Origin of the sequence: Geomonas sp. (assembly GCF_035254065.1) — a bacterium.
Lineage (GTDB): Bacteria > Desulfobacterota > Desulfuromonadia > Geobacterales > Geobacteraceae > Geomonas.
Genome location: NZ_DATFBA010000178.1, coordinates 1 through 8,541, shown reverse-complemented (window position 1 = coordinate 8,541; position 8,541 = coordinate 1). Strand labels below are relative to the sequence as shown.

At 61.1% G+C, this 8,541-nt stretch carries 10 protein-coding genes; 8 read left to right on the top strand and 2 right to left on the bottom strand.

All coding sequences use genetic code 11. The features are described 5' to 3' along the window. Positions 1-263 precede the first annotated feature (263 nt). From VJ604_RS08715 to VJ604_RS08685, 7 genes are all read left to right on the top strand, one after another. Positions 264-614 carry a hypothetical protein gene (locus VJ604_RS08715; protein WP_324081617.1) on the top strand — a complete coding sequence of 117 codons (351 nt, stop codon included), beginning with the start codon at positions 264-266 and terminating at the stop codon, positions 612-614. Between the two features lie 286 nt (positions 615-900). Beyond that, a complete protein-coding gene (galE, locus tag VJ604_RS08710) occupies positions 901-1,887 on the top strand; it encodes a UDP-glucose 4-epimerase GalE (RefSeq protein WP_324081616.1) in 987 nt (328 codons plus the stop codon). A gap of 23 nt (positions 1,888-1,910) precedes the next feature. Next, positions 1,911-2,789, top strand: a complete 879-nt coding sequence (locus tag VJ604_RS08705; RefSeq protein ID WP_324081615.1) for a YicC/YloC family endoribonuclease — start codon at positions 1,911-1,913, stop codon at positions 2,787-2,789. A 38-nt stretch (positions 2,790-2,827) separates the two neighbouring features. After that, positions 2,828-3,445: a guanylate kinase gene (gmk, locus tag VJ604_RS08700; RefSeq protein WP_324081618.1), complete on the top strand. Its 618-nt coding sequence runs from the start codon at positions 2,828-2,830 to the stop codon at positions 3,443-3,445. A 36-nt stretch (positions 3,446-3,481) separates the two neighbouring features. Further along, the gene (gene rpoZ, locus VJ604_RS08695; RefSeq protein WP_324081614.1) at positions 3,482-3,688 is read left to right on the top strand and encodes a DNA-directed RNA polymerase subunit omega; all 207 of its coding nucleotides are present in this window, start codon (positions 3,482-3,484) and stop codon (positions 3,686-3,688) included. A 116-nt stretch (positions 3,689-3,804) separates the two neighbouring features. Beyond that, positions 3,805-5,955, top strand: a complete 2,151-nt coding sequence (locus tag VJ604_RS08690) for a RelA/SpoT family protein (protein ID WP_324081613.1) — start codon at positions 3,805-3,807, stop codon at positions 5,953-5,955. Between the two features lie 128 nt (positions 5,956-6,083). Further along, positions 6,084-6,467 (top strand): RidA family protein, encoded by a 384-nt coding sequence (locus VJ604_RS08685; RefSeq protein WP_324081612.1) that lies wholly within the window; start codon positions 6,084-6,086, stop codon positions 6,465-6,467. Between the two features lie 124 nt (positions 6,468-6,591). On the opposite strand, the gene rpmB is transcribed toward VJ604_RS08685, so the two are convergent. Beyond that, positions 6,592-6,783: a 50S ribosomal protein L28 gene (rpmB, locus tag VJ604_RS08680; protein ID WP_324081611.1), complete on the bottom strand. Its 192-nt coding sequence runs from the start codon at positions 6,781-6,783 to the stop codon at positions 6,592-6,594. A gap of 106 nt (positions 6,784-6,889) precedes the next feature. On the opposite strand from rpmB, the gene VJ604_RS08675 reads away from it, so the two are divergent. Next, positions 6,890-7,486, top strand: a complete 597-nt coding sequence (locus tag VJ604_RS08675; protein WP_324081610.1) for a YdcF family protein — start codon at positions 6,890-6,892, stop codon at positions 7,484-7,486. A 253-nt stretch (positions 7,487-7,739) separates the two neighbouring features. Here VJ604_RS08675 and VJ604_RS08670 read toward each other — a convergent pair. Then, positions 7,740-8,541, bottom strand: an 802-nt coding sequence (locus VJ604_RS08670; RefSeq protein ID WP_414652403.1) for a hypothetical protein, incomplete at its 5' end; no start/stop codon positions are given.

Genomic DNA, 8,541 nt, shown 5'->3' with positions numbered 1-8,541 from the left:
GAATGGCTTTGTCTTGTCAAGGGTGGAATCGGCCTTGCCGCGATCAGCGGGAACTCCTTTTATCCTTCCACCGGGCGGGGCGGTGAGGCGTCATGACTGGCTGTTGCCGCAAATAAGGGAGCGTTGGGAGCATTTGCGGTGGGTTTGGAGTCTGGGTGTTTGGTGGGGGGTGACGGAGGCGCCTTCCTTCGGCAAGCGAGGGCTTGGCATGATCACTGCTTTGATATTGGTTAAAGTTAATAAAAATAACAGGAGGAAACACCATGAAAAGACTGCTCTCCGTCGTTGTTAGCGCTCTCAGTCTGCTTGCCTTCGCCGGGCTCTCCTTTGCCCAGCAGCCATCCAACGGTACCGAGTCCCAGCCGGCGACCGGCAGCCAGCCCGGCATGAATGCCGACACCGGCACCAAGGCGGAGAAGAAGTCCACCAAGAAGAAGAAAGCAAAGAAAGCCAAGGCGCCCAAGAAACATCACGGTACCACTGCTACCGGCACCACCGGTCCCGAGGGGACCACGGGAGCCCCCAGCGGTGCGGGGACCGGCGGCACCATGGGAACCCCCAGCGGAGCAGGCACTGGCGGGACCACCGGTACCCCCGGCACCCCGGGGCACTAAAGGTTCGGCACATCCTGTCCAAAGCCGCGCAAAGTGCCCATTTCGGCAGCTTTAATGGTTGCATGGCTCAAGGGTAGGTGCTATAAATGTTGGGCCGATAGCGGAGCAACGCTGTCGGGCCAACCCCTTCAATCCGGTGCAACTCCCTCGCAGTGATGAGCAGGAATCCGGTCGCCGATCGAGATGGCGACCCTTCATTCACCGAGTTGGAATCCCCTGCACCCGAGGGTTTAGTCGGAAGGCTAGACCCTCCTTTCATTTTGATGACTGATAAGGAGAATCCCCCATGAGTCCAATACTGGTTACCGGCGGGGCTGGATATATCGGAAGTCACGTGGTGAGGCAGCTTTCCGAGGCCGGACACGAGGTGGTGGTCTACGACAACCTCTCCACCGGATCCGCCGACGCCCTCATTCACGGTGAGCGGCTGGTGGTGGCTGACCTGGCCGACACCGCCAAGCTGAACGCAGTGATCCGGGAGACCGGCTGCAAATCGGTTCTGCACTTCGCCGCCTTCATCGTCGCTCCCGAATCGGTCAGCCTCCCCTTCAAGTACTACTCCAACAACACCAAGAACACCCTGGGCCTTTTGCAGGCCTGCGTGGAGAATGGTGTCGAGCGCTTCATCTTCTCCAGTACTGCCGCGGTCTACGGCATCCCGGAAGGGGGCACCGCTTCGGAGACCACCCCCACCGTTCCCATCAACCCCTACGGCACCTCCAAGCTGATGAGCGAATGGATGCTGCGCGATGCCGGCTTAGCCCACGGCCTCAACTACGTCGCCCTGCGCTACTTCAACGTGGCCGGGGCCGACCCGCAGGCGAGGATGGGGCAGCGTACCCCGGATGCCACGCACCTGATCAAGGTATCCTGCCAGGCCGCCCTCGGCATGCGTCCGGGGGTCTCCATCTTCGGCACCGACTACCCGACCCCGGACGGCACCGGTATCCGTGACTACATCCATATCGAGGACCTGGCCTCCGCGCACCTCTACGCGCTCGACTACCTGAAAAAGGGGGGCGAGTCGACCGTCATCAACGTCGGCTACGGCCAGGGAAGCAGCGTTCGCGAGGTGATCGAGGTGGTGAAGAAGGTGAGCGGCGTCGACTTCGCCGTCACCGAGGCGCCGCGCCGCCCGGGCGACCCTGCCAACCTGGTGGCGGTAGCCGAGCGCATCCGCGGCGTGCTCGGCTGGGTCCCCCGCTACAACGATCTGACCACCATCGTCTCCGACGCCTGGCGTTGGGAGAAGAAGCTTTTCGAGAAAAAATAGCGCAAGGAAATCAGGAGGGCGCAGTGATCAGGAGCATGACAGGATACGGCAAGGGGGAGGCGGCCTACGGCGGTGGCAGGATCACCGTGGAGGTCCGCTGCGTGAATCACCGCTACGGCGAGATCACCGTGAAGCTTCCCCGCGCCCTGATGCAGTTCGAAAACGAGATCAAGAAGCGGACCGCGGAGCTCTTGGTGCGCGGCAAGATCGATGTCTTCATCCAGGTGGAAGGGGGGATCACGCTCGGCATGCCGACCGCCAACCTCCCCTTGGCGCGCGGCTACCACCGGGCCTTGAACAGCATCCGCGAGGCGCTGGGCATCGGTGAGGAGGTGAGCATCGGCCTGATCGCCTCCCAGCGGGACGTGATCACGGTAGCGGCGGAGACCGAGGTCGCCCTTGAGGAGATCCCGGAGGAGCTGATCTCGGCGCTCTCCGACGCGCTCAACAAGGTCGACGAGATGCGGCGCTTCGAGGGGGAATCCCTTTTGGCCGATTTTGTGAAGCGGCGCGAGCTCCTGAAGCAGCTGATCGCCCAGGTGGCGGAGCGCGCACCCTCGGTGGTCGCCGAGTACGCAGCCCGGCTCAAGGAGCGCATCGGTCAGCTCTGCTCGGAGAGCGGTCTCCCCGAGGAGCGGCTCGCCCTGGAGGTGGCCGTTCTGGCGGACAAGTGTGACATCACCGAGGAGCTGGTCCGTCTGGAAAGCCACCTGCGGCAGTTCGACGAGACCCTGGAAAAAAGCGAACCGGTGGGGCGCAAGCTCGATTTTCTGCTGCAGGAGATCAACCGCGAGGTCAACACCATCGGTTCCAAGGCAAACGACGCCAAAATCGCCGCCTCCGTGGTGGAATTGAAGGCCGAGCTGGAAAAAATTCGTGAGCAGGTGCAGAACATAGAGTAAGGCTTCCGAAAACGGAGCCGCAGGTGGAGAAAAAGCAAGTGAACAGCACGAAACGAGAAGGTGTACTTTACGTAATTTCGGCCCCTTCCGGCGCCGGTAAGACTACGCTATGCAAGGAAATAATTGACATTTTCCCGAACTTACGGCATTCTGTCAGCTACACGACTCGCACCCCGCGTAACGGAGAGGTGCATGGGCGTGATTATTTTTTTGTGGGGAAGGAAGAATTTTCCCGCATGGTCGAGGCGGGGGAGTTCGCCGAGTGGGCCGAGGTCCACGGCAACTTCTACGGCACCTCGCTGGCGGTCCTGAAGGAATGCCGCTCGCAGGGGATCGACCTCATCCTTGATATCGACTGCCAGGGGGCGAGTCAACTCAAGAGCCGTTTCGAAGGGGGCGTCTACATCTTCGTGCTCCCCCCCAGCATCGCCGAGCTCCGGCGCCGGCTGGACAACCGCTCCTCCGATTCCCAGGAAGTCATCGAGCGCAGGATCAAAAACGCTTCGGGCGAGATCAAGGAAGCGCGCTGGTACGACTACATCATCGTCAACGACAAGTTCGAAGTGGCGGTCGAGCAGTTGAAGAGTGTGCTGATCGCCGAGCAGTGCCGGGCCTTCCGGCTCCTGGGATCGCTCTCCTCCACTTTCGAGTTCTAACAACGTAAAAATTTCATTTTTTATAAGGAGCATGATATGGCCAGGGTAACCGTAGAAGATTGTCTCGAGAAGGTGGACAACCGCTTCCTCCTCGTGATGCTCGCCTCCAAGCGCGTGAAGCAGCTCTTCAAGGGCGCGAAGCCGCTCATCGACAACAGGGCCGCCAACAAGAACGTGGTCGTTTCGCTGAGGGAGATCGCCGCCGGCAAGATCGGCTGCGAACTCGGCAAAAAAGGACGTTGATCTAAAAGGAGGGGAGCTGCGCGCGGCTCCCTTTTTTGACGCTTGGCTGAGGCCAGCGGCAAAGGGGATTGCCCCCGGACCGTTGGCCTCTTCTTGTTTCGCAACGAACGGGCGCGATGATACGACTCAACGACATACTCGAAAAAGTTTCCGCTTACAACCCGGGGTGCGATCTGGACCTGCTCAGGAAGGCCTACGTCTTCTGCGCCAAGGTGCATCAGGGACAGACGCGTCTTTCCGGTGAGCCGTACCTGGTGCATCCCATGGAGGTGGCCGGCATCCTGGCCGACCTGCGCCTGGACCTGGCCGCGGTGGTCACCGGTCTTTTGCACGACACGGTCGAGGATACCCTGACCACCCATGAGGAACTGGAGGAGCTGTTCGGGGCCGAGGTGGCGAGGCTGGTGGATGGCGTCACCAAGATCGGCAAGATCCACTTCAAGACCAAGGAAGAGAGCCAGGCCGAGAACTTCCGCAAGATGCTCCTGGCCATGGCCAACGACATCCGGGTCATCCTGGTGAAGCTCGCCGACCGGCTGCACAACATGCGGACCCTGCAGTACCAGCCGGAGGCGAAGCAGCGCACCATCGCCAAGGAGACCCTGGACATCTACGCGCCGATCGCCAACCGGCTCGGCATCTCCTGGGTCAAGGGTGAGCTCGAAGACCTCTCCTTCCGCTACCTGGAGCCGCAGCTCTACTACGATCTCGCCTCCAAGGTCGCCAAGAAGAAGCAGGAGCGGGAGTCCTACGTCACCACCGTGAAGGACATCATCAAGCGGCAGCTCGAGGAGCACGGCATCAAGGGGGACGTCTCCGGGCGCTCCAAGCACCTCTACTCGATCTGGCGCAAGATGGAAAGCCGCAACGTCAACATCGACGAGATCTACGACCTGATCGCCATCAGGGTGTCGGTGGACGACATCCGCGAATGCTACGAGGTGCTGGGGATCATCCACTCCACCTGGAAGCCGATCCCGGGACGCTTCAAAGATTACATCGCCATGCCCAAGGGGAACATGTACCAGTCGCTGCATACCACGGTGATCGGTCCCCTGGGGGAGCGGATGGAGGTCCAGATCAGGACCTTCGAGATGCACCGGGTGGCAGAGTCCGGCATCGCCGCGCACTGGAGCTACAAGGAAGGGAAGGGGTACGACGAGAAGGAGGCCAAGCGCTTCACCTGGATCCGTCAGCTCCTCGAATGGCAGCAGGAACTGGACGACTCCAAGGAGTTCATGGACACCGTCCGGGTCGAGCTCTTCCCGGAGGACGTCTTCATCTTCACCCCCAAGGGTGACGTGAAGGGGTTCCCGAAGGGGTCGACCCCCATCGACTTCGCCTACAGCGTGCACACCGACGTGGGGCACCGCTGCGTGGGCGCCAAGGTGAACGGCAAGCTGGTCCCGCTCAAGTACGAGATGAAGACCGGCGACATCATCGAGGTGATCACCTCCCCGCACCACACCCCCTCCAAGGACTGGCTGAAGCTGGTCAAGACCTCGCGTGCGCGCAACAAGATCCGCGCCTGGGTGAAGACCGAGGAGCGGATCAAGAGCATTTCGCTTGGCCGCGAGATCTGCGAGAAGGATTTCCGGCGCTACTCGCAGAACTTCGGCAAGTTCCAGAAGAGCGGTGAGCTGAAGAAGGTGGCGCACGAGTTCAGCTTCCAGACCGAAGACGACCTGATGGCGGCGGTGGGCTACGGCAAGCTCTCCGCGCACCAGATCCTCTCCAAGCTGATCCCCACCGAGAAGCTGGAGGCGGCCCAGGAGCGCAAAGAGACCCGCATCGGCAAGGTGATCGACCGGCTGAAGGGGAAATCGTCCAGCGCCATCGAGATCAGCGGCGTCGAGGACGTGCTGGTCCGCTTTGGCAAGTGCTGCAACCCGCTGCCCGGCGACGAGATCATCGGCTTCATCACCCGCGGGCGCGGCGTCACCGTGCACACCGCGGACTGCCCGTTCGGCCTCTCGCTGGAGCCCGAGCGGCGGGTGGACGTTGCCTGGAGCCGGGGGAAGAAGAGCGCGCTGCCGGTCAGGATCCGGGTGGTCTGCAACGACGAAAAGGGGATACTCGCCAATATCGCCACCGCCATCACCAACTGCGAGGCGAACATCTCCAGCGCCTCCATCCAGTCCACGCTCGACAAGAAGGGGGAGAACCTCTTCGAGGTCGACGTCACCGACCTGGACCACCTTAAGAAGGTGTTCGCCTCGATCATGAAGGTGCGCGGCGTCTTGAAGGTGGAGAGGCTGAAGAGCTAAAGGCGATGACGCCCTCTGCCGCCTTTCCCCCTCGCCCTACGGGAGAGGGGCAGGGGTGAGGGTAGGTGGCGCAGGCTAGTTGGAGTATGATAGGGAAGAGGGATTTGCGGAGTATTGCGGAGGATCGTATGGAAAAGGAAATCATCGCTACCGAGCAGGCGCCTAAGGCGATCGGGCCGTATTCCCAGGGTGTGAAGGCCGGCGGCTTCCTGTTTCTTTCCGGAGCCATCGCGCTGGATCCTGCTACCGGCGAGATGGTCAAGGGGGGGATCGAGGCCGAGACCGAGCGGGTGATGAAGAACATCGAGGCGCTTTTGACCGCTGCCGGCGTCGGATTCACCGACGTGGTGAAGACGGTCATCTATCTCGCCGACATGGGGGACTTCGCCACCGTGAACGGCATCTACGGGCGCTACTTCAAGGAGAATCCTCCGGCGCGGGTGACCGTGGAGGTGAAGGGATTGCCGCGCAACGCGCTGGTCGAGATCGAGGTGACCGCCTGCTGCGCGTAAGCGCTCCCGGGGGGCTGGATCCGTCAGGTGCCTGTCCCCTTTCAGCGATCAGCAAGCGCGGCAAAAATAAAGCCGCGGGCGCATCGAGCGCCGCGGCTTTAATTACTTGCAGGAAGTTCTTGGTCTAGAGGGCTTTCTGTACGTGCCCGGAGCGGATGCAGCGGGTGCAGACCTTGATGCTCCTGACGGTACCGTTCCTCACGGCCTTGATCTTCTGCAGGTTCGGGCGCCAGATCTTGCTGGTCTTGTTGTTGGCGTGGCTGACGTTATTCCCGAAGCTAGGGCCTTTACCGCATATCTCGCAAATTCTGGACATTTCTTCTACCCTCCGGTGTTTACTGAAGTCGTTATTTATAGCAGATGAGTCGCATTGATGCAAGCAAAATTCTTGCAGCTGCGAAAAGTAATCAGGGTGCCGATCGATGACTGTTTTCAAGGGGCTGTTGTCCCTGCTAGTGCTGCTTTTACTGATAGTTGGCGTTCTCTTCGTCGATTTCGTCTACAAGACCTATTCCCTTAGCCAACATGACCAGCGGGCCGACGCGATCGTGGTCCTCACCGGCGGGCGCGGGCGTGTCGAGGAAGGGATCAGGCTTTTCCAGCAGGGTAAGGGGCGACTGCTCCTTTTGGTGGGGGTGGACCCCTCCGTGAAGAAGCGCGAACTCTACCGTGGGCCACACCCCGAGAACGTCCTTTTGGATAAGGCTTCCCGTAACACGGTGGAGAACGCCATCTACGCCGGCGACCTGATCGCCAAAAACAAGATCACCTCCATCAAGCTGATCACTTCCCGCTACCACATGAAGCGCGCCACCATCATCTTCAGGAACGCGCTCCCCAAGGGTATCCCCATCTACCCGCACCCGGTCGACTCCGCCAACGTGAAGGAGGACTGGTGGTTGCACGGCGGCAGCTTCAAGCTCCTCTTCACTGAGTTCTACAAGTACTGCGGCTTCCGACTCTTCTTCCTGATCGCCCCGGGCGAGCTGCGCCCTATCCAGGGAGTACCCTCCCTCTGAGCTGAGCGCGATCATTCTCCCCCAACCTCTAGGGGAGGGGGTGAGGGACAGGCCCCTCTCCCGAAGGGGGAGGGTTAGGGAGGGGGAGCACCGCTTCATTTCCGGATGTTAGGTTGTTGAATCAGGATAAAGTTGGCCCTCACCCGCCCTTCGGGCACCCTCTCCCCTAAAGGGGCGAGGGGTATGGAAAAGGGATGCCAAGCGGCATCCCTTTTCATTTAAAGACCTGTTTATGCCGCTTACTGCACGCCGCTTACTGCACGGTCAAGGTGACACCGGTTATGGTGGCGCCGTTTTGATCTTTCACGGCCAGATTTTGCACCTGGAGGTCCCTTGCCGCCGCGGCGAAGGGAACGTTGAAGTGCAAGGTGGCGAACTGGCCGTCGGAGATCAGGTTGGTATTGATCACGATCATGCGCAGACGTGGTGCAGCATTCGCCGTGGCGGGAGTGAATCTGGTCGTCGCCAGCACTGAGTTAGCGCTCCCCGCATCGCTTAGCGTGTACTCGCACGATGCCAGCGCACCGTTGCTGGTGTTCACCATGCTGGTGAGGGGGAGGGTGATGGTGAAATCGACCGCTCCCGCCTTTAGCGACCCCAGCCCGGCAAGGGAAAGGGCTGCGGTCATCCTTTTGTACCCCGTCCTGTTGCGCGAGTTGTTGGCCAGGAAGTCGTTTTGCGCTGTCGTCACATCGGTTGCGGGCGCCTCCGACTGCATCATGTGCCCAATGGTATCGGCGAGGGAGAGGTTGCCGGTCATCGACAGCTGGGAAATGCCGGCCAGGGCCAGGACGTATGCCCTCTGCTCCATGGTCGCCCCCTCCAGCGCGGTCTGTGTCGCATCCACCGGCTGCACCTGGAGTACGTCGATGCCGAAGGTGCTGGAGACCTGGTTGTTGGCGTTGGTGATGGCGGTGCCGATGGGGGTGCCACCGGCCGCGGCGGCCACCGCCTGCCGATAGGCGAGCTCCGTCAGCGGAGTCACGGCTATCTTGATGGTGCTGCCGTCCCCCGAGACCATGGACCCTGCCCGCAGCGGTGCCGACGCTGGGATA

What these genes read in the sequence shown, in the direction of transcription:
- VJ604_RS08715 (WP_324081617.1), top strand. Translation starts at nt 264, where the DNA reads ATGAAAAGACTGCTCTCCGTCGTTGTTAGCGCTCTCAGTCTGCTTGCC.
- galE (WP_324081616.1), top strand. Translation starts at nt 901, where the DNA reads ATGAGTCCAATACTGGTTACCGGCGGGGCTGGATATATCGGAAGTCAC.
- rpoZ (WP_324081614.1), top strand. Translation starts at nt 3,482, where the DNA reads ATGGCCAGGGTAACCGTAGAAGATTGTCTCGAGAAGGTGGACAACCGC.
- VJ604_RS08690 (WP_324081613.1), top strand. Translation starts at nt 3,805, where the DNA reads ATGATACGACTCAACGACATACTCGAAAAAGTTTCCGCTTACAACCCG.
- VJ604_RS08685 (WP_324081612.1), top strand. Translation starts at nt 6,084, where the DNA reads ATGGAAAAGGAAATCATCGCTACCGAGCAGGCGCCTAAGGCGATCGGG.
- rpmB (WP_324081611.1), bottom strand. Translation starts at nt 6,783, where the DNA reads ATGTCCAGAATTTGCGAGATATGCGGTAAAGGCCCTAGCTTCGGGAAT.
- VJ604_RS08675 (WP_324081610.1), top strand. Translation starts at nt 6,890, where the DNA reads ATGACTGTTTTCAAGGGGCTGTTGTCCCTGCTAGTGCTGCTTTTACTG.